The sequence below is a fragment of the Terriglobia bacterium genome, from assembly GCA_020072815.1.
Classification (GTDB): domain Bacteria; phylum Acidobacteriota; class Terriglobia; order Terriglobales; family Acidobacteriaceae; genus Angelobacter.
The window spans coordinates 122,070-147,333 of record JAIQGE010000011.1 but is presented as its reverse complement, the minus strand read 5'-3'; the positions used below and the strand labels follow the sequence as shown (position 1 = coordinate 147,333).

Annotated in this window: 19 protein-coding genes; 4 read left to right on the top strand and 15 right to left on the bottom strand. The window is 58.4% G+C overall.

What is annotated here, in order from left to right; translation table 11 throughout:
- The 6 genes from tuf to rpsL form a co-directional block, all read right to left on the bottom strand.
- Positions 1-238: elongation factor Tu (gene tuf, locus LAO20_15240; protein MBZ5532783.1), on the bottom strand; the 238-nt coding region annotated here is incomplete at its 3' end.
- 11 nt (positions 239-249) lie between these two features.
- The gene (locus LAO20_15235) at positions 250-504 is read right to left on the bottom strand and encodes a hypothetical protein (GenBank protein MBZ5532782.1); all 255 of its coding nucleotides are present in this window, start codon (positions 502-504) and stop codon (positions 250-252) included.
- Positions 505-576: 72 nt separating this feature from the next.
- Positions 577-2,673: an elongation factor G gene (gene fusA / locus LAO20_15230; protein ID MBZ5532781.1), complete on the bottom strand. Its 2,097-nt coding sequence runs from the start codon at positions 2,671-2,673 to the stop codon at positions 577-579.
- Between the two features lie 114 nt (positions 2,674-2,787).
- Positions 2,788-3,258, bottom strand: a complete 471-nt coding sequence (gene rpsG / locus LAO20_15225; protein MBZ5532780.1) for a 30S ribosomal protein S7 — start codon at positions 3,256-3,258, stop codon at positions 2,788-2,790.
- A gap of 6 nt (positions 3,259-3,264) precedes the next feature.
- A complete protein-coding gene (locus tag LAO20_15220) occupies positions 3,265-3,408 on the bottom strand; it encodes a hypothetical protein (protein MBZ5532779.1) in 144 nt (47 codons plus the stop codon).
- An 11-nt stretch (positions 3,409-3,419) separates the two neighbouring features.
- Complete coding sequence (gene rpsL / locus LAO20_15215; protein MBZ5532778.1) at positions 3,420-3,791, bottom strand: 30S ribosomal protein S12; 372 nt, start codon at positions 3,789-3,791, stop codon at positions 3,420-3,422.
- A gap of 822 nt (positions 3,792-4,613) precedes the next feature.
- On the opposite strand from rpsL, the gene LAO20_15210 reads away from it, so the two are divergent.
- The 3 genes from LAO20_15210 to LAO20_15200 all read left to right on the top strand — a co-directional run bounded on the left by LAO20_15210 (position 4,614) and on the right by LAO20_15200 (position 11,228).
- On the top strand, positions 4,614-6,725 hold the full coding sequence (locus tag LAO20_15210; GenBank protein MBZ5532777.1) for an Ig-like domain-containing protein: 2,112 nt from the start codon (positions 4,614-4,616) through the stop codon (positions 6,723-6,725).
- Positions 6,726-6,756: 31 nt separating this feature from the next.
- Positions 6,757-7,671, top strand: a complete 915-nt coding sequence (gene gluQRS, locus LAO20_15205) for a tRNA glutamyl-Q(34) synthetase GluQRS (protein ID MBZ5532776.1) — start codon at positions 6,757-6,759, stop codon at positions 7,669-7,671.
- 188 nt (positions 7,672-7,859) lie between these two features.
- Entirely contained in the window at positions 7,860-11,228 is a 3,369-nt protein-coding gene (locus tag LAO20_15200; protein MBZ5532775.1) for a carboxypeptidase regulatory-like domain-containing protein, read from the top strand.
- Positions 11,229-12,127: 899 nt separating this feature from the next.
- Here LAO20_15200 and LAO20_15195 read toward each other — a convergent pair.
- Both LAO20_15195 and LAO20_15190 read right to left on the bottom strand, forming a co-directional pair.
- Complete coding sequence (locus LAO20_15195) at positions 12,128-15,427, bottom strand: SAM-dependent methyltransferase (protein ID MBZ5532774.1); 3,300 nt, start codon at positions 15,425-15,427, stop codon at positions 12,128-12,130.
- 23 nt (positions 15,428-15,450) lie between these two features.
- Complete coding sequence (locus LAO20_15190) at positions 15,451-17,001, bottom strand: M20/M25/M40 family metallo-hydrolase (GenBank protein MBZ5532773.1); 1,551 nt, start codon at positions 16,999-17,001, stop codon at positions 15,451-15,453.
- A 205-nt stretch (positions 17,002-17,206) separates the two neighbouring features.
- Between LAO20_15190 and LAO20_15185 the strand changes: the two genes are divergently transcribed.
- Positions 17,207-18,589, top strand: coding sequence for a glycoside hydrolase (locus LAO20_15185; protein ID MBZ5532772.1), 1,383 nt, complete (start codon positions 17,207-17,209; stop codon positions 18,587-18,589).
- A gap of 216 nt (positions 18,590-18,805) precedes the next feature.
- On the opposite strand, the gene LAO20_15180 is transcribed toward LAO20_15185, so the two are convergent.
- The 7 genes from LAO20_15180 to LAO20_15150 form a co-directional block, all read right to left on the bottom strand.
- A complete protein-coding gene (locus LAO20_15180) occupies positions 18,806-19,213 on the bottom strand; it encodes a F0F1 ATP synthase subunit epsilon (protein ID MBZ5532771.1) in 408 nt (135 codons plus the stop codon).
- Between the two features lie 13 nt (positions 19,214-19,226).
- Positions 19,227-20,669, bottom strand: a complete 1,443-nt coding sequence (gene atpD / locus LAO20_15175; protein ID MBZ5532770.1) for a F0F1 ATP synthase subunit beta — start codon at positions 20,667-20,669, stop codon at positions 19,227-19,229.
- Positions 20,670-20,686: 17 nt separating this feature from the next.
- The gene (gene atpG, locus LAO20_15170) at positions 20,687-21,721 is read right to left on the bottom strand and encodes an ATP synthase F1 subunit gamma (protein MBZ5532769.1); all 1,035 of its coding nucleotides are present in this window, start codon (positions 21,719-21,721) and stop codon (positions 20,687-20,689) included.
- Positions 21,722-21,724: 3 nt separating this feature from the next.
- Positions 21,725-23,263 (bottom strand): F0F1 ATP synthase subunit alpha, encoded by a 1,539-nt coding sequence (atpA, locus tag LAO20_15165; protein MBZ5532768.1) that lies wholly within the window; start codon positions 23,261-23,263, stop codon positions 21,725-21,727.
- Between the two features lie 65 nt (positions 23,264-23,328).
- Positions 23,329-23,868, bottom strand: coding sequence for an ATP synthase F1 subunit delta (gene atpH, locus LAO20_15160; GenBank protein MBZ5532767.1), 540 nt, complete (start codon positions 23,866-23,868; stop codon positions 23,329-23,331).
- Positions 23,869-24,612, bottom strand: coding sequence for an ATP synthase F0 subunit B (locus tag LAO20_15155; GenBank protein ID MBZ5532766.1), 744 nt, complete (start codon positions 24,610-24,612; stop codon positions 23,869-23,871).
- A gap of 1 nt (position 24,613) precedes the next feature.
- Positions 24,614-25,081 carry an ATP synthase F0 subunit B gene (locus tag LAO20_15150; protein MBZ5532765.1) on the bottom strand — a complete coding sequence of 156 codons (468 nt, stop codon included), beginning with the start codon at positions 25,079-25,081 and terminating at the stop codon, positions 24,614-24,616.
- Positions 25,082-25,264: the final 183 nt, after the last annotated feature.

The window sequence follows — 25,264 nt, the reverse complement described above, 5'->3', positions numbered from 1 at the left end:
GGGCGTAGTGCCGGTTGGGCGTCTCGTACTCCACGTGCGCCGTGGCGATGGTGATGCCGCGCGCCTTTTCTTCCGGCGCGTTATCAATCGAATCAAACGAACGGAACTTGATCTTGGGGTTGTGCTTGGACAACACCTTGGTGATGGCCGCCGTCAACGTCGTCTTCCCGTGGTCAATGTGCCCGATCGTTCCCACGTTCACGTGCGGCTTGGTGCGATCAAATTTTTCCTTTGCCATATTTTTAGCCTCTAGCCTTCGCTTGTTATCCAGAACGCGCCCAAGCGCGTCTCCTGTTCGGTTAAACCTTCCAGTTCCTTGTCCAGCCGCTGGTACTCGGCCGCGTTCAATTGGCGGAAGCGGTTGAAGTCCTCTTCTGCCTGCCAGAAATCCAGCGTAAGAAAGCAAAGATGATCAGCAACATCGCGTTTCAGCTCCGTTCGAAGATATCCGTCGGACAGCCTGAATAGCCGGGCCCAAACTCCATCGGGGCCATACTGCTTCACAAATTCTGCTTCGTTCTCTTGCCGTACCCTAAATTCCCAAACAATCACGTATTGGGATCCGTGTTCCAAAACTTATCTGGCCGGGCTTTTGCCCTGCACCTTGGAAACAATCTCCTCGGTCACCGAGCGCGGCGCTTCATCGTAATGGGCAAAGTGCATGGAGAACGTGGCGCGCCCCTGCGTGCTGGAGCGCATGTTCGTCGCGTAACCGAACATCTCAGCCAGCGGCACCAGCGACTTGATGACCTGCGATCCGGCGCGATGTTCCACGCCTTCAATGCGTCCGCGGCGGGAATTCAGGTCGCCGATGATGGTGCCCATGAACTCTTCCGGCACCACCACTTCCACGCTCATGATCGGCTCCAGCAGCACCGGCGAAGCTTTGCGCGCGGCTTCCTTGAAGCCCATGGAGGCCGCGATCTTGAACGCCATTTCGTCGGAATCTACTTCGTGATAGCTACCGTCATAGAGCGTGACCTTGATGTCCACCATTTCGTAGCCGGCCAGCACGCCGCCTTCCATGGCCTGCTTGATGCCCTGTTCAATGGGCTTGAAGAACTCGCGCGGCACCGAGCCGCTCTTGATCTCATTGATGAACTCAAAGCCCTTGCCCATCTCGTTGGGATCAATGCGCAGCTTGACGTGGCCGTAGTGGCCCGAGCCGCCGGTCTGGCGGATGTACTTGCCTTCCGATTCGGCATGCTTGCGGATGGTCTCGCGATACGCCACCTGCGGCTTGCCCACGTTGGCTTCCACTTTGTACTCGCGCATCATGCGGTCAATGATGATCTCCAGGTGGAGCTCGCCCATGCCGCTGATGATGGTCTGCCCGGAATCGGGGTCGGTGTTGACCTTGAACGTGGGGTCTTCCTGCGCCAGGCGTCCCAGAGCGACGCCCATTTTTTCCTGGTCGCTCTTGGTCTTGGGTTCCACGGCCACGGAAATCACCGGCGCGGCGAAGGTGATGGATTCCAGCAGGATCGGCGCTTTCTCCGTGCAGATGGTGTCGCCGGTGGTCACGTTCTTCAGGCCCACGCAGGCGCAGATGTCGCCGGCGTAGATCTCGCTGATCTCTTCCCGCTTGTTGGCGTGCATTTTCAGCAGGCGGCCGATGCGCTCGGATTTGCCGCGCGTGGTGTTCAGCACGCTGTCTCCGGTCTTGAGATGGCCGGAGTACACGCGGACGAATACCAATTGGCCGACAAAGGAGTCCGCCATAATTTTGAAAGCCAGCCCGGAGAACGGCTCGCTATCGGCCGGTTTACGCTCCAGCGCCTTTTCCCGATGGTCAGGGTCGTGGCCCTGGGTAGGCGGAATGTCCAGCGGCGAGGGCAGGTAGTCCACCACTGCGTCCAGCAGGGTCTGCACGCCTTTGTTCTTGAACGCCGTGCCGCACAGCACCGGGAACAGCTTCAACGCGATCACGCTCTTGCGTAGCGACGCCCGCAGCTCTTCCGCGGAGATGGTCTCGCCTTCCAGGAATTTGTGCAGAAGCTCGTCATCATGCTCCGCCACGGACTCAACCAGCTGGGCGTGGAAGGCCTCAGCCTTCTTCTTTAGCTCGGCTGGGATCTCTTCCACTTCATATTTGGCGCCCAGAGATTCGTCATTCCACACCATGGCCTTCATGTCGACCAGGTCGATCACGCCTTTGAACTTGGCTTCTTGTCCGATGGGAATCTGGATGGCGACGGGGCGGGCGTTCAGGCGCTTGCGAATGGTGTCCACTGCATGCTCAAAGTCGGCGCCCATTTTGTCCATCTTATTAATGAAGCAAATCCGCGGGACGCCGTATTTATCGGCCTGGCGCCAAACGGTTTCCGACTGCGGCTCCACGCCGTGCACGGCGTCAAATACGGCGACGGCGCCATCCAGCACGCGCAACGAGCGCTCCACTTCAGCGGTAAAATCCACGTGGCCCGGAGTATCAATGATGTTGATGCGGCAATCGCGCCAGGTGCAGGTGGTGGCGGCGGAGGTAATGGTGATGCCACGCTCCTGCTCCTGCTCCATCCAGTCCATGGTGGCGGTGCCTTCATGCACTTCACCAATGCGGTGCGTGATGCCGGTATAAAAGAGGACGCGTTCAGTCGTAGTGGTCTTGCCGGCGTCAATGTGGGCCATGATGCCGATGTTTCTACAACGATCTAATGGGACCTGTCGGGGCATTTTCCGTAAATCTTCAATTCTGCGAAATTCGCTTTTGGGGCCGAGGTACTCTTCGTTCTCCCGGTCTCTGTTTGTAGCTACTAGCTAGTAGCTACTAGCTAGAGGCCGCTTCTCTTACCACCTGTAATGCGCAAAGGCCTTGTTGGCCTCCGCCATGCGATGCACGTCTTCCTTTTTCTTGATGGTGGCGCCGCGTCCGTTGGCCGCATCCAGCAGCTCATTGGTCAGCTTTTCCACCATGCCTTTTTCCCCGCGCCCGCGGGCGTAACTCACGATCCAGCGGATGGCCAGCGAGGTGCGCCGGTCGGGATTCACTTCCACCGGCACCTGATAGTTGGCGCCGCCGACGCGCCGGGTCTTCACTTCCAGCAACGGCTTGGCATTCTCCACCGCCTTCTTGAACAGCTTGATGGCCTCATCGCCGCCCTTGGACTGCAGGTTTTCCATCGACTGATAGAAGATCCCCTGCGCCGTTGATTTCTTGCCGCCCCACATCATCGCGTTGATGAACTTGGTCACCAGCGAAGAGTTGTAAATGGGGTCCGCGATGGGTTCCCGCTTCGGAATGTGTCCTTTTCTAGGCATCTTTGTTCAGTCCTTCAAATTCCTTGTTTCAACTTCAAATCCTTCACGAATTTCAGAATTGCCAAGATTGCCAGAATTGCCAAAATCGCCGAAAGTGCGCGTCACACGGCCGCCCTGGTTTTCAATTTTGGCAATTTTGGCAATTACCAAATTTTGGCAATCTACTTCGGCCTCTTGGCTCCGTACTTCGACCGGCTCTGCTTGCGGTTGGCGACGCCCGTTGCGTCCAGCGTTCCGCGCACCACGTGATAGCGCACACCGGGGAGGTCTTTCACGCGGCCTCCGCGGATCAACACAATCGAGTGCTCCTGCAGGTTGTGTCCCACGCCGGGGATATAGGTCGTAACTTCAATTCCGTTGGTCAGGCGAACGCGGGCCACTTTGCGCAGCGCCGAGTTCGGCTTCTTCGGCGTCTGGGTGTAAACGCGCGTGCACACTCCGCGACGCTGCGGGCAACCCTGCAGCGCCGGGCTTGCCGTCTTGTACTTGGGCGCCGTTCTGCCCTTCCGCACTAACTGATTAAATGTCGGCATAAGTGGCTTCTCTTCTAGGGCTCCGCAACGCTCCGCTGCTTCGCCCTCGTGCTCCGTTCGCGCGGGCCGGCGCTCTCTTCGCACTTCACCCGCTAGTTTCTTACCTTCTTGCTCTCGTGCCTGGCGCAGGCGCACAACTGTCCACGCGCGCGCAGCCTGTACGTTGACCCACTTTTGCGGGCTGGCTGCATGAGGCGCGCAGCCATGATTCCGCTTCTCAAGAGCGGAAGATTCTCAAGAACTTACCTTCTCGATGGTTGGGTCGCGACGGTGGCGCCGAGCCGGAATCCGGGGGCGCTCCGTTTCGTTTTCCCTGGTCCGCATACCCTTCACGGGGAAGGTAGCGCGGGCCTTTTCAGCGAGGTATGCCCTGCAAACGGATGGAATCCTCGGGCAAAAACTACGTTAAAGCTCACGACTCACAGCAAGATAAGTTGCACTCGCGGAACCTGTTTAATATAACAAGGTTCCCAAGCACCCGTCAATATTGCCCGCTGGCCGCGCCCACGCGCTCGTAACCCGGAACCAGGAAAGTTAACCTGTTCGGCGGCAATCGCGCCTTTTTGCGCCAAGAGCCAAATTTCCGCGCAAGAAGACCTGCCCTGGCGCATTCTCCATGGGAAGAACGGGGTAGAGGTGTGCCTGTTCATCATTATATATAAGCGCCTCGTCTCTGCGCAGGGGAGCCACCGTGATTGCGAGAGCCAGCAAGCGCCGTGGACCCGGCGAGCATCAGTCTCTGGTGACTGGCGTGTTGAACAAAACCCGGCGAGAATCTACACTAGATAATCGTCCACACAACTCCAAAGGTGCTGAGGTGGTATGCGGCTGCGGCTTGCAACTAGAGTTTTACCGATCGCGTTAGCGGCGCTGGCCCTGGCCGGCTGCGGCGGCAGTTCCAACACGAACAAGACTGTGGTCCAGGTGACGCTCTCACCTGCTTCCCTGTCGGTGGTCGCCGGCGAGGTGGTTGCAGTCGCTGCCGGCGCGTTGAATGCCTCCGGCACCGCCGTCTCGCCCGCGCCGAACTTCACCATCAACACTTCCAATCCCAAGCTGGTTACGGTTTCGCCCAAAGGGGACGTATGCGGCGGAGTTTGGGACTCCACCTTTGTCGTCTGCAACGGTCTGGACTCCGTCGGGAATCCTCTGGCCGGCATCGCCACCCTTACCGCCACGGCCAATGGAGTGACCAGCGCTCCGGTAACGGTTTCCGTTCACCCGGTGGTGACTTCGGTTGTGGTGGACCCGGTGTCCGGATGCACTTCCACCAAGCTGACCAAGCAATTCACGCCGCATGCCTGCTCCACCGCGGTGACGCCGCATGACGCGGGCCCACCGTGCGGGCCGGGCGCCGCGGAAATTTCCGGCAAGATCGGCGATTTCACCTGGTCGTCCACCAATTCCTCCGTGGTCAATGTTGACCCCAACGGCTTAGCCACAGCATCGGCGCCAGGACTGGCGGGAATCGTAGCCAGCGTGGGGACCACGACCTCCCCGGCCACCAACTTCAAGACCTGCATGCCGACGCAGATCGTCCTGCACGTGAACGGCGACGTCGGCACCCCGACCGAACAGGCCACCATGGCCCTCACTGAAACCAGGCTTATCCAGGCGGACATGGTGGACGAAAATGGCGTGCTCACGCTGGGTGCGCCCATGCCCATTTTCAGCAACAACCAGGAAGTCGTTTTGGTGACCGGACCCAGCTCCGGCGCCACCATTACCGCGGAGTCTCCGGGCGGGGCGGGCCTGCTGGCGGTTTGTGTTCCGCCCGTCTGCGGCGCCGGCATTAATCAGCCGGTCTATAGCAACTTGTTTAGCGTGTTTGTCACCGGCGCCGGCCCGGCAACCGCCGTGTACGTCGGCAGCAGTTCTTCCACCGCGCTGATTCCATTTGACACCAGCAAGAACCCGCCGGTCGCAGGTCCCACCGTCACTCTTCCTGGCGGCTTGTTCTCCATGGTGTTTATTCAAAACGGGAGCACTGCTTATTTAGGCACCACCCAAGGCCTGGTCAAATTGGACTCCACCACCAACGGGGTGACCACGCTCACCACCAACGCGACGGGCTCCATCCTGGCAATTTCTCCGGACGGAAACCGGCTGATTATGTCCAACGCGGCGTTTGAACCGGACCCGACGCACCACCGGCTATTCGTCTATGACGTTACCGCCAACACCGTGACCACTTTCATTCTGCCTGGCGCCAACGCGGCAGCTTTTACCAACGACGGGGCCAAGGCGTACATCACCGCGGGAAGCAACCCCCAGAATGTTTACGTGTTTTCTCCCTTCCTGACGCTGCAGAAATTGTCCGTAGGCGGCAACGCCTTCAGCTCCGCCACCACCGCCTCCGGGCCATTCGCGTTTCTCGCCGATTCTTTGGGATTGAAGGTGGTCAACGTCTGCGACAACTCGCTGGCGGCCAACGCGCCTTCCACCTCGACGCCGCAGTTGGTGGGCGCATTCCAGGACAATGACACCTTCGTTTCCGTGAACTCAACCGGGCTGGACGTTGATTCCCTCACCGTGGGTCTCCCCGCCAGCGGCTTCTGTCCCCCGACCGTCACCCACAGCAATCAATTCCTGGACTTCGGGCTGGGAGCGTTTACCGCGCGCAAGCTGCTGGTCTCCACCAGCATCTTCAATCCGATCGTGGTGCTGCCGGCGGGCATCAACAAAGTCATATCCACGGTCGTCAACCGCAGCGGACCCACGGCCATCCCCTTTGCCGGCGGAGGCACGGAAGCCCTGTCCGGAGGCATCACCCTGGACGGCAGCACGCTCTGGGTTGGCGTGGCCGGGACCAACAACCTGCATCGCATCAACCTGCTTACCAACACTGACGAGGTGCAAGTTGCGCTGACCGATCTCAAGAAAGCCGACGGTTCGCAGGCGCCGCCTGAAGTGGTTGCAGTAAAGCCCAAGTAATCATTCGCGGCCGGCAGCCGCACACACTGTGCTGAATTTCTACCGGGGCCGCCTGGCTCCTTCACCCACCGGGTATCTGCATATGGGCCACGCCCGCACCTTCTGGGTGGCCTGGCAGCGGGCCCGCGCCGCCGCGGGCAACGTCATTTTCCGCAATGAAGACCTGGACCAGCAACGCTGCCGTCCGGAATTTGTTCAAGCCATGTACGAAGACCTGCGCTGGCTGGGCCTGGATTGGGACGAAGGCCCGGACATCGGCGGGATGTACGGCCCGTATTCGCAGAGTGAGCGCCGCAGTTTTTATCTCGATGCCTGGCGCACTCTGCGCGACGGCGGATTCATTTATCCCTGCACATGCTCGCGCAAAGACCTGGAGCGCGCGCTCTCCGCGCCGCATGAACCATCGCACCCAGCAGGCGCCACCAGCCCTGGGCCGCCAGATCCTGACGATGAAGTTCCCTATCCCGGAACCTGTCGCGACAAATTGCCCACCGCCCGGCAGTACGAATCGCCGGCCGGCGTAAGCTGGCGCTTCCTGGTCCCCGACGGCCAGCCGGTTTCTTTCACTGACGAATATTTCGGCCGGCGAACGTTTGTTGCCGGACGCGACTTCGCTGACTTCCCGGTCTGGCGTCGCGACGACATTCCCGCCTACCAGCTCGCCGTGGTGGTGGACGATGAACTGATGCGCATAACGGAAGTTGTCCGCGGCGCTGATCTGCTGCGGTCGACGGCGCGCCAGCTTCTGTTGATTCAAGCCCTCCAGTACTCAACGCCCAAGTATTTTCATTGCCCGCTGCTGCGCGACGAAAAGAACGTCCGCCTGGCCAAGCGCCATGACGCCTTGAGCTTGCGGAAGATGAGAGAACAAGGAGTGAATGCAGAAGAGCTCAGGAAGAAATTTGCGGAAGAAATCGAGTGGGCCAGGGGGCTTCCTGGTCATTGAAATCCTTGGTCGGCGACCATTCCTGGAATCGCCCCACCTTCAGTTGAAAAAGCGCAGGCTGGGGTCGCGCAGCGGGATTAAGGCCAACCCCTAACATTTTAAGATTCATTGGCCAAGCGCCCTCATGCTATAGTGTCGCCCGCGCAGACCACTGGTTCTCGTAAGGTCGCCACAAGGAGGGTCCCCCGATGCGCCACCAAAGTTCTTGTGTATGCCTGCAAGTCTCCCGTCTCTTCAAGCCTGTAGTCCTGGGTATTTTGGTTTTTGTCATGGGATGTGTGACGGCCCTGGCCCAGGTGGACTATGCCACCGCTACGCTTCGCGGTACCGTCACCGATCCCCAGGGCGCGGTGGTGTCCGGCGCAAGTGTGGTGGCTACCAACACCGCCACGGGGCTGAAGAAGACAGCCAAAACCGACGCCGACGGCCGCTATCAAATACTGGCGGTCCCACCGGGTACGTATGAGATCAGCTTTGAGGCTGCCCGCTTCAAGAGAGAAGTTGCCAAAGGCATTGTGCTGACGGTTGGCCAGAGCCTGGTCTTCAATGCTTCATTGAATCTGGGCGCGGTGAGCGAAACCGTCGAGGTTACCGCCGTGGACGTTCCGCTCATCCAGACCGAGCAGACGCAGCAGGCCAACACCATTAACACTCTCCAAGTGCAAGAACTGCCCAATATCAACCGCAGTTTTACATATGACGTTTTTACCTTGCCCGGCGTATCCAACTCAGAAGCTCCGCGCACGCAGAATCCCGGATTTACCGGGTTCCTGACCACGGGGTTTTCCATTGGCGGCAGCAACGGCCGCAACAACCTCTCGACGATTGACGGCGGTGAGAACGAATACGGCACCGGCCAGTACCGGATCACTAACCTTCCCGTGGACGCTATCCAGGAGTACCAGGTGAACCGCAACGGGTTTGCCGCCGAGTTCGGATTTACCGATGGCAGCGCCATCAACATCGTGACCAAGGGCGGAGGCAATCTGTGGCACGGCGACCTGTTCGGCTATTTCCGCGACCAGAACACGGAAGCGCAGAACTTCATCAACGGCATCTCCGGCTTCCCCAAAGCGTTCAGCCAGGGCGTGTACAGCGGCGGGTCGCTGGGCGGTCCGGTGGTAAAAGACAAGTTGTTTTTCTTCAGCTCCTACGAATACCAACGGACCGATACTCCGAACTTTGGCAACGCCAGCGTCCTGAGCCAGCCCACGGTGCTGGGCCTGAGCGCGCCCGGCCTGGGAACAAACTGTGCCGCGCAGTTTGCCGCCAAATCCCCGGACCAACTTTGCTACATCAACGCTCTCAAGGCTTCCGGAAACCCGTTTCTGATAGGCTTCGCCAACGGAATCACGCCGGGATTGAGCCCGCTGAACAGCCCGGCGTTGAACACCATCCTGACCCGGGACAACGGAATCTTCAATAGCCCGGACAGGCTGCACAACGCGATCGTCCGCGCGGATTACCAGCCGAACGACAGGGACTCGATCAATCTGCGCGCCATCTACGTCCACAACGATTTCACCTCGCCGCAGGACGGCATCACCAATGCCTCGCCAGACAGCTACGCCCTGCACGTGAGGGACTTCAGCATCCTTGCATCGTGGTCGCGCACCATCCGGCCCAACCTGCTCAACCAGTTGCTGGTCCAGGTGGTGCCTCGTAACCGCTCAGAAGCCGTGCCCTTCGCCAACAACGGCATCAATCTGGGAATCGGCAGCCTGGGCGCTCCCGGACCGGGCGGCACTTCCACCTTCGGCGGCCCGGCGCTGTTACCCTATCTGGCCCACCAGCAACGTTTTCAATTTGAAGACAACATGACCTGGATCCGCGGCGCGCACTCTCTCAAGTTTGGCGCCTCTTACCGTCCGGCCAACTACTTCGTGGAAAACCATCTCTGGTTCAATCCTGAGTTCGATTTCAGAGATGGCGCCATTCCATTGATCTCCCTGGCGCCGGCGGCGGTGCAGGCGCAACTGGTCGGCTTTAACCTGACCAACGGATTGGCCGCCACCGGACCACTGAGCACCAACCTGAGCGGACCTCAGTCCTTCGCGTTCGGCATACCCGCGGACGTCATCGCCGGGTTCAACAATCCTGTGTGGAAAGGCTGGGGACACTACTTCGGCAGCTTCGTCCAGGACACCTGGAAGCTGAATTCGCGCTTGACCATGAACGCCGGCGTCCGGCTGGACGTTGATGGCGAGCCTTCACCTCTGGGCACCAGCTTCTACGTTTCACCGCGCCTGGGCTTTGCCTGGGACGCCACCGGCGACCAGAAAACCGTCATCCGCGCCGGAGGCGGGATCTACGTGGCGCCCATTGACGTTCTCATTCCTTCCTACGGCTCTCTGCTGGATGGAACGGGAAAGTACATCAATGAGGTATTCCTTGCACTCAGCCCCACGGATCCCAGAGTGGCCCAACTGTGGGGACTGGGACTGGCCAAAGGCGAACTGCCCTTTGGACATCTGACTCCCGCCGACTACGCCGCGGTCGGCATTGATATCACCACCCCCGGCGCTTCCGTGGGTTATAGCGTGGCGCCCAATTACAAGAACCCGTACAGCGTCCAGACCAGCCTGAGCATTGACCGCCAGTTGGTGAAGAACCTGTCACTGGAACTGGGCTACATCATGTATCACGCTGTCCATTTGCAGATGCCGGTGGAGACGGCCTACAAAGAGATTCCCGTGGGTTCTGCCGCATGCGCCGGCGCAGCAAATCCGGTTACCTGCAAAGACCTGACGGGCGGACCGCTTTATACTTTCGCGACCGGCCAGGTCCAGCACACCACCTACGCTTCCAACGGCAGCTCCATCTATCACGGATTAACGGCTTCGCTCACCAAGCGAATGAGTCACGGGCTGCAGTTCCAGGCCAACTATACCTGGAGCAAGACCCTGGACAACACCATTGACTTTGCCAGCTTCCAGAACTGGTTCCGGCCCAACCGGTTGGACCTGTTCCGCTCGGTGTCCGTCTTTGATATTCCGCACATCTTCACCGCCAACGCGGTGTACACAACGCCGTTCAAGAACGGACAGGGCGCGCTGGCGACGATCCTGTCGGACATCACACTCTCGCCCATCCTGACCATGCGCAGCGGTCTGCCCTTCTCGGTGCGGACGCCCAGCCTGGCGACGCTGCCCTTGAACCTGGGCGGCAACGGCATTGTCCCCGATTCCAACTATGCCATGCCGTTTGGTTCCTCGCGCAACAACAACCGCGGGGCCGGTTACTACACCCTGGACATGAGTTTCCAGAAAGCTGTGTACATTCAGCGCGACCGCGGCGTGCGGCTCCACCTGATCGTGCAGGGAACCAACCTGCTCAACCACGTCAACTTCAACAAGGTGAATGACGTGTTTGACGTCAACGGCTTCGCGCCGACGGTCAAGCTGGTGAACGGACAGACGGTCAACCTGATCAACGGTCCGTTTACTGGCTTAAAAGGCATCAAGCCGACCAGCGCCAGCCAACTCAGCCAGCCGCTGGTGTTCTCGCAGGCTGATTCACCAAGACAGATTCAGTTCGGCTTGAAGCTGGCTTTCTAAGAGCGAGCGTGGTGCGGCCATCCTGGAAAGGGATGGCCGCGCGCGCTTACCTACCCCCTCCCTCTTCATCCCAAGGTCTAAAGCACTTACGCGACGCATCCCAATTTGGCGTGGGTTTGGCGATTGTAGGGTTCCTTGGTTCCTTTGCGACCTCTGCGTCCTCTGCGGTGAGACCTCTTCTTTCCGATCACGTGCGATCCCGGCGATCACGTTGCGATCACAGCGATTCTTCCCGCCCCTACCCCTCCCTGGTCATCCCAACGTCTAAAGGACTTACGCGACGCATCCCAATTTGGCGTAGGTTTCAGCGATGTCAGGAGCGACCGCCGGTTTTCAATTACCCGATTTTGGCAATTCCGGCGATTTTGGCAATCTCCCTTACCCCCCACCCCTCCCTCTGTGCATTTATTGCAAACAAAGGGAGTTATTGCATTCGACCCAACGGTCACCCAACTGTTTACCAGTAAGTAAATTTTACGGCTAACTCGCTGATTCCTTGCAGGGTTAGCGTCCTTATTCCGCGGACGCGATTTTCTGGTTTTCAAAGCTGGTTTTCAAAGAACGTTCAGCGTTCCGCCTGGGCGGTCAGATTTTCGGGCTCCAAGCTTTAAGCTAGTTGCCAAAGGCTAGAAGCTAGTCGCTAGTTTATCGTATTTTATTCGCTTTTGCAAGCGCGAAATAGTTCATCGTCCTAAAAACCTATCACAGGCGCGGTTTCTCCTTGCGCCGCAGGCCAGGCGCGCAGCGAAGCGAAGCGCACTGGATCAAACCAGAGGGATAACATCGGATCCCATTACTACGGCTGTGCTGATTCGGTGAAACGCATGGGGGCGCACGGTGAGATTCTCTTGCGGGCTAGTCGGTACAAAGCTTGGTACCCAATAGTACGATAACTGCCGTTAGTCTGTGGACATGCCGAAAAGGGGGTTCTGGTCGATAGTATCTTCGACGATGCTCTCACTTTTTGCCAACTTGAACATCCTCTGCATCAGCGTGTTTATCTGCGCAATCTCCTTGCGCACAATCCTTCTTGATTCCGCACGAACTTGAGCCAACGTGCCCTCCAGTTTAGGACCCCACTTTGCCATCGTTCGGCATGCCGACAATGAGAGCCGGGCGATTTCCCGATGCAGACTATTGTCTTCGTCGTACACCTCAATCGGGCACACTTCAAATGGGCGCCTGGTAATGTCTCGTTTGCCGTGAAAGACACCTACTGTCTGGTACGGCTTAATAGCATCATTTACCACGGCGCTATTCAAAACACCTACCAGATACGCCGCCTCTTCCTCGGTTTGAGTGTAAATGCGATAGGTGACTCGTTCAGCTACGAACGCCGCGGCTTCCAGCTCGCCAATGTGGATACTCTGTTTAATGTTTAGATAAGCCGCACAAATATTTGTGCCTGATTTGTTATATAGAACGATGTGCTCGGCTCTTGGATCCTGTGCTGTCAAGAGTTTCTGAAAATTTATTCGCTGCTGCGCCGACATCAGCTTGTCCTTGGATCTCTTCGCATAAATGGCTTCGGCTTTGCGCACCCATTCGGACCCAGCTTCGAATCCTGCTCCCAAGAGTTCGTCACTTTCCATCATCGAGAAGTGACTATTATCGATAACGACAGGCAACACGAGCAGCTCCAGATTTCGCACAAAGAATGGAAGCAAGTCATCCGACAGGGCCGTTGCGAAGAGCAATTCCTTCTCTACAACTCCTCGCATTCTGATTTTCCAGTGTGGTTCTTTGCAGAGCCGATAAGCCGAGTCCTGGGTGCGAAGGAGGGGCCTGTTCACGTTTAACGGTCCGGAATCGTCGGGCTGGACGTACCATAGACAATGTGGGCTTACTGTGGCACCTTGGAACGCCCTGGCAAAGTAAGGTGATCTGGAATGACCGGTCCGGATTATCGCGTGCCGAACATTTTTTCGCTCCAGGAATCGGCTCGCAGCTGCCAAGCTCATGTTTTTTCGTGGGAGTTGCCCTGACCATTCAACCGCCGGAATGAAATCTTTGTACAAGTGAGTCGCTGAGGTGACTACACAGGACTTGATATTGAAGAAATGCTGATTGATGTTTCCCAACACAGTCACTTTGCTTAGATCGTGAATACGGCTGAAACCCCTCGTCTGGAAGAGTGCATGCTGCTTTGAGGGAACAATCGTCGCCTTGGGCATCACGAAGGAGATTTTTCCGCGCGGCTTTAGAAATTCCGTTTCGCAGTGCACGTAAAAAAGTGTTGACGTATCCATTATCGTGAACAGATGACGCTCCGAGGGTGTCAACAGGCCATACCCGAATGTCAAGTCGCGAATTCTAGACTTGTATGCTTTTTCTGCAATATCGCGGTAGGACAGCCAAGGGGGATTGCCAATGATAAGGTCCACTTTGGTGCGCCGGAGATAGGCCGGACGAAAAGCATTCTTAAGGATGAATGCCCAAACAGTGTCTCGCCGATCTGCCACTAATTTCACCATCAGGTCAAAATTTAGAAGCCAGAGATTCGCTTCTTCCATGGAAAGGTCTCTAATTTTTGCTTGAAAGCCTTTCTGTGCAGCAGAGAACATTTTCTCTGAACCCACAGCACGCTGTGCATAAATAGACATTTGGTCGATGATCTGATCTAGGTCGCGATTAAGCTCGACGCTCTTTAGGGGAATCGCAAACTCTCTTCCCATTCCGTCAGGAACGCCAAGATAATGCTTGCTCTTCTTCTCTTCAGTCAAAAGAGTATCGGACATGTAGACGCTCAACTGGATGTCAAAGTCCCGATGTTCAATGAGTTCCGGGGCTAGCGCGAGAAGAATGTTGGCTTTGGCCAGGAGAACCGCAACTGGATGGACATCGAGGCCAATAATAGAGTGGGTTGCGAATTCAATCAGTTTCTTGCCCGACATTCCCAGCTTGCGAAGTTTTCGAACAGCGCAAAAAAGAAATGTACCTGAGCCGCAGGAAGGATCGAGCAATGAACCGCCGGAATAACCTACATCGTCTAACATCATTTCGGCTAACCAGTCGGGCGTGTAGTACTCGCCAAGCGCGCTTCGATCTGTCGGGTCAACTAACTCCTGATAAAGCATCTTGAGCAGATCTTCATCTAAGCGGCTCCAATCAAACTCTTCCAAACGGCGGAAGATACCACGAAACACCTCGCTAAATTGTGCTTCCGAAGCAGTGTCTAACGCCCAGCTAAAAAAGTCGGGCTCTGCAAGATTCAATATGCTCTGGTCTCGGAAAAATTGGCCGGTTAAAAGATCACGATAAACAGTTTCTTCGTGCCTTCTCCGAGGGAATAGAGCCATCTTTACAATCGCGCGGGACAGAATTGTCAGGTACGTATGACGGAGAAACAGACTTACATCGCCTATTGCGCTACCGTACACTTTTGACAGGAGAGCATTCCATTCCCTGAATTTGACGGCGACTGAGCTGTCATGCTCCACGGCAGAAAATGCCTCATGAAGCTGTTTGTTGGCCCTAACGAAAGTTGTACTTGTAAGTCCAAATCTGCCCACAATATCATCGGATGTAGGGAAAACTTTAGTTCCGGCCGCCAGCAGTTCATCCAATTGCAGATAGGCGCTTTCTGGCTTCTCTGGGTCTATTTGGAATGGCCTTAGTAGAGTAGGTTGTTTCGAAGATTGGTCATAATCGTAAACCTCAAAATTCAAACCATCAGTTACGGCAGCAACATAGTCGGCGGGGTTACGCCGCGACTCGAAATATTTCTTGAGCTCTCTAAGTGCATCGGCTCGCTCCTTATTAATGTCAACTTTTAGCTCGAAAATTACGAACTTATAGAAAGCATCAATTCGGCCTCTTGCCTCAGCTGCTTTAACCTTCAACTCCAGCTCTACCTCATCAATTTCAATTCCAAAAGCTCTCCGAAGAAAATCGATGAGCAACGCGCGACGATGGTCGTGGTGGGCATTCCGTCTGATCGCACTAGTGATCTGTTCATAGTAGGAAAGCGTTAGTTCTGCAAAGCCTGCGGGCAAGCCCGAAAGGGACTCAGCATGGTCGCTCGAGAGCGGCAAACGGAGAGTTGTAGAAACCCCGGCCGACTCTAGTGTTGACTTTTGGCGTTTACGGGCCTTTGATTTTCTTTTCATCGCTATGTCGTGAAGCGTACCTGTAACCTCACGGGCGGTCAACCCGAAGAAGAAGGGCCGCGCATTCGCGACCCTTCTGCGAATCACCAAATTGCAACCTACCGTTTCCCTACCTACTTCCCTCCCGCCGGCTTTGCGGGCTCTTTACCCAAATCCCCGAACGGCCACAGGCCCAGGGCTTTCAGGAAACCGTCCTGATGTTTGTCGGTGAGCATTTTGGCGGTTTTTTCCGGGGGCCAGGGGCTGGCCAGGCGCTCCGGACGGTCGGCCATCCAGAAAGCGGTCAAGGCCATCATGGTGGCGTCGCGAATGAGGATGTCCGGCTTGACTTTGTCGAACGTATCCACAGCGGAGTGGTGGGTGTATTTGTATTCCGGCGAATCCTGGTCCATGTTGATGCCCGGCAGGCCGGCCAGAACGAACGGGCCAACGTCGGTGCCGAAGACCACGCTGTCATCCACGCCCAGGTCGCCAAAGCCCTTCACCGAGTCGGCGAACTTCTTCATGGCCGGAATCAGATCGTCGCGTCCGCCCATGTTCAGCTTGATCACCGGCCCCTGGCCGTTGTCGAGCACCAGGGCCGCCACGTGGTTGGGGAGTTCGTCTTTATGCATCTTGGTATAAGCGATGGAGCCGAGCAGGCCTTGCTCTTCTCCCGTGAACAAGACGAAACGGATGGTGCGTTTGGGTTTGAAGCCGCTCAGCTTGATGGCTTTGGCCGCGCCCAGCGTGGTGGCCACGCCGCAACCATCGTCAGTGGCGCCGGCGGCCAGGTCCCAGGAATCCAGGTGCCCGCCCACCACGATCACCTGCTCGGGATGCTCGCTGCCGCGGATTTCACCCACCACGTTGGCTGAATCCACCGGGCCGCTGGTGGCTTTGTTCTGGATGTCCATCTTGAGGCGGACGGTTTTGCCGGCGTCCAGAAAGCGCTCCAATTGCTGCTGGTCTTCCGCGATCATGCTGACCACGGGAATGTCATAGTAGGCATCAAAGCCCAGCGCTCCGGTGTGCGTGAGATGCATGCCGGTGGCGGGCGAGCCGCCCTGTCCGCCGATCACCGCAATGGCGTGGACGGCATACGCCTTCTTGAGCACTTCGGTGAACTTGAGGAAGCCGCCCATGGCTGCCGGACCCTGCGGCGCGGGGCCTTTGCGCACGATGATCAGCACTTTGCCCGCCCAGGAGTCGGCATTCTTGAGTTCGTCATCCAGCTTGTTCATGTTCACGGCGACGAGTTCGCCTTCGGCCCCACCCGCTTGCGTGGAACCCACCCAGCCCATGGCATCCACGCTCAAATGCCGCCGAATGGGCGCGGTGATTTCAGCGTTGGCGTGGCCGCGCGTCCAGCCGCGCGAAATCTGCCACTTTTCCGCGTGGACGTTTTCCAGCCCCATGGCCCGCATCTTGGCCATGCCCCATTCCACGGCCTTGGCCGCTTCCGGCGAGCCGGTGAGACGGCCGCCAATGTAGTCAGAGAGTTCTTCAAGATCGTCGTAAGCCTCGCTGCTCATCATGCCCTGGCCGGCAATGGCCGCCAGCGCCGGCATGGTTCCATCTTGCGCGGGAGAAGCCGGTTCAGCCGGGGTCGCGGGAGTTCCCGCCCACAGCGAGAAGCTCAGTACCAGCACCAGGCACGCGGCCGCAGAAATCATCTTGCTCATGGTTGTTCCACCTCAGAGGTTTTAATTTAGAAAGACGTTTGGAAAGTGCCCGCGCTCAGTAAGCGATGCTTCACGTAAAAACCTGGGACCAAAATCTCAGCTGAGCCATTATCTACTAAGTCAGACGCGCGCGCCCGGCTCACGTAAGCAAGCAGGATGAGTCATTTAGAATGATTTCCGCTTTACAGCACGCACAACGACTCTTATGAAAAAGTCACTCGTCATACTTTTTGTCTCATGCCTTCTTTCTCTCTGCGCGGGAACGTTGCTGGCGCAACCGTTGCCGCCCGCACCCAAAGCCCACTTGACCGACCTCACAAAAGCCGGTTACTTCAACGAACCGGCCATCGCCGTGAATCCGGCCAACCCGCAGCAACTCGTGGTTGCCTGGCAGGTCCCGGCCAGCGTGGCTTATTCCACTGACGGCGGACAAACCTGGACCGTGGCCCAGGGCACCGCGCCCAAAGACTATCGCGTCTCCGGCGACGTGTCTTTGGCTTACGATGCCGCCGGCCATGCGCTGCTGTGTTACATCGCGTTTGACAAGTTGGGCTCTTACAACTATTGGGCGCAGGGCGCCACGCGCAACGGAATCTTCGTGCGCCGGTCTTTGGACGGCGGCAAGACCTGGGAGGCGGAAGCGGCAACGGTCATCGCCCACAATTCTGATCCGGGAATCCCCTTTGAAGACAAGCCGTGGATCGTCGCCGACACTGCCGGTCCTCATCCCGGCAACCTTTATATAGGATGGACGCAGTTCACCCTGGCCGCCAGCGACCTCCTGTTTTCCCGCTCCACTGACGGCGGCAAGACCTGGCAAAGGCCCATCAAGCTGAACAGCGCGCCCGGCCTGCCGCGCGATGACAACGGCGCCCTGGAAGGATTTCACGGCGTGGTCGCTCCCGACGGAACCCTCTACGTGATCTGGGATGACCGCGACGGCATCATGATGGCCGTGTCGCATGACGGCGGCGCAACCTTCAGCAAAGATCGCCGCATCATCAACGCCGGTCCGGGATACTTTGGCATCACCGGCGTCTCCCGCTCCAACGGCTTTCCCCAAATTGGCATGGATCCGCGTAGCGGGATCGAGCGGGAAAAAGATTTGCGCGGCCCCGCCGGCAAGCGCGGAGGCAACCTCTACGTTTCCTGGAGCGACTACACCAACGGCGACGTTGATGTTTTTGTCGCCGCTTCGTCCGACTACGGGCAGACTTGGTCATCGCCGGTGCGCGTGAACAGCGATCCGCTGCACAACGGCCATGACCAGTTCTTCCAGTGGATGGCCGTGGACCCCAAAACCGGCGCGGTGAACGTGGTCTTTTATGATCGCCGCACAGACAACAAAGCCACCACCGTCACGCTGGCCCGCTCTACCGACGGCGGAAAGACCTTCGCCAACTATGTGCTCGATAACGATGCCTTCGCCGCCGAAGGCGATTTCCTCGGCGACTATCTGGCCGTCACCGCCTTCGGCGACAAAGCTTTTGCCGCTTGGGCCCACCAGACACAGGACGAAGGAACTTCAGAACGCGGGAAAAAGACAAGGACGGTGTTGCGGGTGGGGAGCGCGGATTTCAGTTTCTGAAATCCCGAGCGGAGCGAGAGATCCCTATCGTAACCAAAAATGTCGAGCCGCGAATTTCGCGAATGAACACGAATTTAAAAGAGCTTGCTGAAATTAATTGGTGGCTGAAATGTTTGGACGATGCGTTCTGGTCGGTTCGTCAAGCGGGGGCTGCACGCTTTCTACGTGCCGACCCACGTTCACGGGTTTGATAGGGATCCCTCGCTCTGCTCGGGATTAAGAGGTGGTCTTCCCCGCCACTTCCAGCCGCGAGGTCGCGCGCTGCAATGCCGCCTGGGCTTCGGCGTCGCCGCCGGGACCAGCTTTCTTCAGCTCGTCTTCCGCGCGTTGTTTGGCGGCCTGGGCGCGGGCCACGTCAATTTCGTCGCTGCGTTCCGCCGTTTCCGCCAGGATCGTAACCTTGTCCGGCAGGACTTCGGCAAATCCCCAGGCCACGGAGAGCCGTTTGGTCTCAGCGCCGCTGCGGTAACTGATTTCGCCCACGCCCAGCGCGGTAATCAGCGGCGCGTGGCCCGGCAGGATGCCCAGATATCCGGTGCTGCCCGGGATCTGCACGTCGTCCACGGTGGCTTTCACCACCAGGCGTTCCGGCGTGACGATTTCGAGTTGAATGTTCTCCGGCAGCATCTCTCGCCTCTTACGCCGTCGCTTTCATGGTCTCGGCTTCAGCCAGCACTTCTTCAATGCCGCCCTTCATGTAGAAGGCCTGCTCGGGGACGTCGTCATGCTTGCCTTCAATGATTTCCTTGAAGCCGCGGACGGTGTCTTCCACCTTCACGTACTTGCCTTCGCGGCCGGTGAACTGCGCCGCCACGTAGAACGGCTGCGACAGGAACTTCTGCACTTTGCGGGCGCGCGACACCGTGAGCTTGTCGTCTTCGCTGAGTTCTTCAATGCCCAGAATGGCGATGATGTCCTGCAGGTCTTTGTAGCGCTGCAAGATTCGCTTCACGCCTTGCGCCACCGCGTAATGCTCCTCGCCCACGATGTGCGGATCAAGAATGCGTGACGTGGAAGCCAGCGGATCAACCGCCGGATAAATTCCAATCTCTGTCAGCGGGCGGGACAGCACGGTGGTCGCGTCCAGGTGGGCGAAGGTGGTGGCCGGCGCGGGATCGGTGAGATCGTCTGCGGGCACGTAGATGGCCTGCACCGACGTGATCGAACCCTTCTTGGTCGAAGTGATGCGCTCCTGCAGTTCGCCCATTTCCGTGGCCAGGTTCGGCTGGTATCCCACGGCGGACGGCATGCGTCCCAGCAGCGCGGAGACTTCCGATCCGGCTTGCGTGAAACGAAAGATGTTGTCAATAAACAGCAGCGTGTCCGCGCCTTCTTCATCGCGGAAATATTCGGCCACGGTCAGCGCGGTCAGCGCCACGCGCAGGCGCGCTCCCGGCGGCTCGGTCATCTGTCCGTACACCAGCGCGGCTTTGGATTCTTCCGGCACGCCCGGCTTGATCACGCCTGATTCCGTCATTTCCAGCCACAGGTCATTGCCTTCACGCGTGCGCTCGCCCACGCCGGCAAACACTGAGAACCCGCCGTGCTTCTTGGCCACGTTGTTGATCAGTTCCATGATGACAACGGTCTTGCCCACGCCGGCGCCGCCGAACAACCCGATCTTGCCGCCTTTCAAGAACGGCTGGATCAGGTCAATGACTTTCACGCCGGTTTCAAACATTTCGGCCTTGGTGGATTGCTCTTCAAACGAGGGCGCCGCGCGATGAATGGGCAGCCGCTTGGTGAAGGCCACCGGCCCCAGGTTGTCCACCGGTTCGCCGATCACGTTGATCACCCGGCCCAGCGTGCCTTTGCCCACCGGGGCGGAAATGGGTCCGCCCAGGTCCAGGGCCTTCATGCCGCGGACCATGCCGTCGGTGGCCTGCATAGCGACGGTCCGCACCCGGCCTTCGCCCAGGTGCTGCTGCACTTCCAGAATCACGCTGATGGGATCGGGGACCTTGAATCCTTCGCTGGTTACCTGCAGCGCCTGATACACCGGCGGCAGCATGCCTTCGGCAAATTGCACGTCCACCGCGGGTCCCGCGATCTGTACGACCTTGCCTATATTCTGTGCCATAAGATTTTCTGTACCTCTTAGAGCGCTGCCGCCCCACTTACGATTTCGATAATCTCTTTCGTAATCTTCGCTTGGCGTGCCCGGTTCATGGCCAGCGTAAGCGAATCAATCATGTCAGAAGCGTTGTTGGTGGCCGAGTCCATGGCCGTCATGCGCGCGGCGTGCTCGGCGGCCTCTGATTCCAGCATCGCCCGGAACAACTGCACCGAGAGGTAGCGCGGCAGCAGGTTGCTGAACAAGTCACCCGGCGGCTCCTCATAGATGTAATCCACCTGCTTGGTGCCGAAACCGGCGGCAGCCTGGTCTACGGCGGAGGTATCGAGCCCGCGCACGCCCACGCCGGCGTGCATGGCGGCTTCAATGCGCCGCTTGCGCTCTTCTTCCGACACTTCCTCGGCCATCACCACTTCTTCTTCGCCCACGGCGCTGATGGGCAGAATGTCATCCACCACCAGGCGCTGCGCAATCACGGATTTGAATTCGTTGTAAACCAGGTACACCGAATCCACTTTGCTTTCGGTGTATAGATGAACAACTTTTTCCGCGATGTCGCGTGCGGCGGCAAACTGGGCGCGGTTCATCAGGCCCACGTGTTCGCCCACAATCTGGATCGGCCCGCTGCGCGTCTCGCCCGGCTGGCCAGCGGGATAACGGCGGCGGAAGTAGTCGCGCGACTTACGCCCCATCGTCACGATATCAATGTTCTTGTCGCGCTTGGACTCGATGAAGCGCGCGGCGGTCTTCAAGATGTTGGCGTTGAACGCTCCGGCCAGTCCTTTTTCGCCGGAGACCACCAGCAGCAACACCGTCTTTTCCGGGCGCCGCATCAGCAGCGGATGGCGCGGCTCGCCGGTATCCGGATCGTACAGTTCCGCGCGCGTCACCAGCGACTTCAGCACGTTCACCAGCATCCGGGCGTACGGACGCGCCGCCAGCGCGCGTTCCTGGGCTCTACGCAGTTTCGCCGCCGAAACCATCTGCATGGCCTTGGTGATCTGCCGCGTGTTGCGCACGCTGCGGATTCGCCGCCGGATGTCTAACAGGTTCGCCATGAATTACGCTTTCGCTCCCGCCAATTGCCGTTCGCTCAAAAACCGCTGCTTGAATTCGGTGAGCGTCTTCTGAATGTCCGCTTTCAGCGCATCATCAATGGTCTTCTTCTCCATGATGGTTTGCTGCAGCTTGGGATTCGCCGTGTCCACGTACTTGTACAACTCGGCTTCAAATTCGCGGATCTTCTCCACCGGCAGGTCGTCGAGGAAGCCGTTGGTGCCGGCAAAGATGATCAGAATCTGTTTGCTGAACGGCAGCGGCTGGTACTGGTCCTGCTTCAGGATTTCCACCAGGCGGCTGCCGCGATTGAGCTGGTTCTGCGTGGCCTTGTCCAGGTCGGAGCCGAACTGGGCAAACGCCGCCAGTTCGCGGTACTGCGCCAGCTCCAGTTTCATGGTGCCGGCGACCTGCCGCATGGCCTTGATCTGTGCGGACCCGCCCACGCGGCTTACCGAGATGCCCACGTTCACCGCTGGGCGTATGCCGGAGTTGAACAAATCGGTTTCCAGAAAGATCTGGCCGTCCGTGATGGAGATGACGTTCGTCGGAATGTACGCGGACACGTCATTGGCCTGGGTTTCGATCACCGGCAGCGCCGTCAGCGAGCCGCCGCCCAGCTTGTCGGACATTTTGGCCGCGCGCTCCAGCAAACGGGAGTGGAGATAAAAGACGTCGCCGGGGTAAGCTTCGCGTCCCGGTGGCCGGCGCAGCAGCAGCGAGATTTCGCGATAGGACGCCGCGTGCTTGGAAAGATCGTCGTAGATCACCAGAGCATGTTTGCCGGTGTCACGGAAATATTCGCCGATGGCGCACGCCGCGTAAGGAGCCAGATACAGCATGGGAGCTGGCTCGGAAGCCGACGCCGCCACCACGATGGTGTAATCCATCGCGCCGTAATCTTGCAGCTTCTGCACCACCTGCGCGATAGAAGACCGCTTCTGGCCGATCGCGCAATAGATACAAATCAGGTTGTTGCCTTTGCTGTTGACGATGGTATCCAGCGCCACCGCGGTCTTGCCCGTCTGGCGGTCGCCGATGATCAACTCACGCTGTCCGCGGCCGATGGGAATCATCGAATCAATCGCCTTGATTCCGGTGGCCATGGGCTCGCGCACCGGCTGGCGGTCAATCACGCCCGGCGCAATGCGCTCCACGGGAATATATTTGCTGGCGGTGATGGGGCCCTTGTCGTCAATGGGCAGGCCCAGCGCGTTCACCACGCGGCCAATCATGCCTTCGCCGACGGGCACGGACATGATCTTCCCCGTGCGCTTCACTTCGCCGCCCTCTTTGACCTCGGTGTAGTCGCCCATCAGCACTGTGCCCACCTGGTCTTCTTCCAGGTTCATGGCGATGCCGGCCAGTCCGTGGCCGAAGTCGAGCAGTTCGCCGGCCATGACTTTGTCCAGCCCGTGCACGCGGGCGATTCCGTCGCCCAGCGAGATGATGGTGCCTACTTCATCCACGGTCACCTTGGACTCGTAGTTCTCAATTTGATCGCGGATAAGTTTGGTGATTTCGTCTGCTTTAATTTGAGCCATAACTTAGACTGGGAATCTGAAATTTCAAATTTGAAACTTGAAATTTCAAATCTCCTTTTCTCCCCCTACGCCCCACTAATCTGTTCCTTCATCTTCTCCAGCCGCCCGCGCACTGATCCGTCATAGATGGTGCTGCCCACGCGCACGATCGCGCCTCCCAAGAGCGTGGCGTCTTCCGCGTACGTTGCCCGGATGGTCTTTCCCGTGGTCGCGGCCAGCTCCTTTTCCAGGCTCTTCTTCTCCGCCGCGGTCAACTCGCGCGCTGAACTCACTTTTGCTTCGGCGATTCCCATCCGCGCGTCCAAGTCCTGCTTGAACTGGCGGGCGATTTCCGCAATCTGCCCGATGCGATGCTGGTCAATCAGCACCGCCAGAAAATTGCGCAACAGCCTGGAGCCGCCCATCTTTTCGATGATCTCGTCCAGCAGGCTGATCTTTTGTTTCTGTGCGACGGCGGGATTCTGAAATACGTTGCGCAGCTCGTGGCTGCCGTCCACCAGCGAAGCCATCTGCTCCAGTTCTTCCACGGCTTTTCCCGCATCGCCCTGGTGCGCGGCTATCACTTCCGCAAACGCGCGCGCGTACCGGCCCGTGACCACTGCCATCTAGTTGCCGTCCTTTCCCAGATTGGCGGTAAACTCGCGCACCAGTTCCTGGTCAGTGCTTTTTTCCACGCGGATCTTTTTGGCCGCCAGGTCCACCGCCAACTCGGTAGCGTAGGCCTTGAGTTCGCGGCGCGCGCTGCCCGCGGCCGCGGTAATGTCCTGCTGCGCGGCTTCCACAATCCTCTTGCGCTCGGCTTCGCCTTCGCTGAGGATGCGTTTTTCTTCCGCGCGTCCGGTTTCCTCAGCCTCGCTGCGCATCTGCGCTATGTCCACGTCCAGGCGCGAAAGCCGCTCTTCCACCTCGGTCAATCGGCGGCGCGCTTCGTCACTGGACTTCTTTGCCTCTTCCATCCCTTTTTGAATGGATTCCGTGCGGCCCTTAAAGACCCCCGGCAATTTCTTCTTGGCAAAGTAAGCCAGAATGAACACCACAATGGCGAAGTTCAAACCCACGCTGAACCAGTACGCGTGGTCCACGGTCATGCCGGTTAGTTTCGCCAGGCCTTGCACCGCGGCTGACGATTTGCCTTCGTTTTCTTCGGCCTTTTCTTTCTTTTCTGCGCCGGCTTCTGTGCTTTCGACTTTGCTCGCAGCTTCCTTGATTTCCTGGGAAGGCGTGCTTTTCTGCTCGCTGGCGGCAGGCTTGGCGGTTTCCTGAGCTTGGACTCGGCTGGCCACCACAGCGAAAGAAAGTGCCGCGAAAGCGACAGCCAGCAGCGCGATTCGGCGAACGCGGAGGTTCATATCAGCGTCCTCCTGCGGCGGCGGCAGCGCCCGGCTTCAGGATGCTGCGGATGATCTCATCAGCAATGGAATCAGCTTGCGTCTGCAAAGTGGCCTTGGCGGCGGCGACTTCCTGCTCCAGCACCGCCCGCGCCGACTTCACCGTCTGCTCCGCCTGCTGGCGCGCCTGGGCCAGCGCGTTGTTGCGCTGTTCCAGCACGCGATTGCGATACTGCTCCTGTGTGGCGAAGATCTGCGCCCGCGCTTCCCGCACTTTGCGTTCGTAGTCGGCGACGCGCGCCTCCGCCTGGGCAATGTCCGCCTGCGCCTGCTGGACGGCCCCTTCCGTCTTGGCATGGCGCTCAGACAGCACCTGCTCCAGACGCGGAAACACCAGAAAGCGGTACGCCGTCCACACCACCAGCAGACAAATGATGGTGGGGATGGAGGAAAGCAGTAATTCGCCTACTTGCTTGAGTGTGTCTTCCATTCCCTTAGATTCTTGTTAGGTTGTTCGTGAACAGAGCGGATCGGCAACGACCTTCAAACTATCTAAGTTATCATCCGCTTTGCGGCAGTGTCAACGCGCCGACGCGCTTTTCGCCCACTCTCTTGTCGCGTCCGCGCAAGGAAATTATTTTTGCCCTTCGCTCGGCGATTCTGGCGTCCCGCC